The sequence below is a fragment of the Aromatoleum evansii genome, from assembly GCF_012910805.1.
Classification (GTDB): Bacteria; Pseudomonadota; Gammaproteobacteria; order Burkholderiales; family Rhodocyclaceae; genus Aromatoleum; species Aromatoleum evansii.
The window spans coordinates 1-399 of the sequence record NZ_WTVK01000282.1; the positions used below are offsets into that span (position 1 = coordinate 1).

Below are 399 nucleotides of genomic sequence, written 5' to 3' on the forward strand. Positions count from 1 at the left end.
ACCTCACCGAGAGCGTCGAGGACGCTGGCATCCTCGATCGTGCCGGGCACCTGGGGCGTCTCACCGTCGGCCATCTGGCGCATCGTCTTGCGCAGGATCTTGCCCGATCGCGTCTTCGGCAGGGCCTGGACGACGTCGACGTCGCTGAGCGAGGCGAGCGCCCCGACCTCGGCGCGCACGCGCGCCTTGAGTTCGTCGCGGACGGTGAGCAACTCGTCGTCGGTGTACTCCCGCCCGGCCTTGAGCACGACGAGCGCCCGCGGCACCTGGCCCTTGAGCTGGTCGGCGACCCCGATGACGGCGCACTCGGCGACGGCGGGGTGCCCCGCGAGCGCGGCCTCGAGGGCGCCCGTCGACAGGCGATGCCCCGCGACGTTGAGCACGTCGTCGGTGCGGCCC

The 399-nt window shown here is 72.9% G+C and carries 1 protein-coding gene; it reads right to left on the minus strand.

Annotated features, from left to right (window positions below; genetic code table 11):
- Positions 1–399 (minus strand): AMP-binding enzyme (locus tag GO615_RS30085; protein ID WP_500676354.1); only part of this gene is annotated, 399 nt, incomplete at both ends.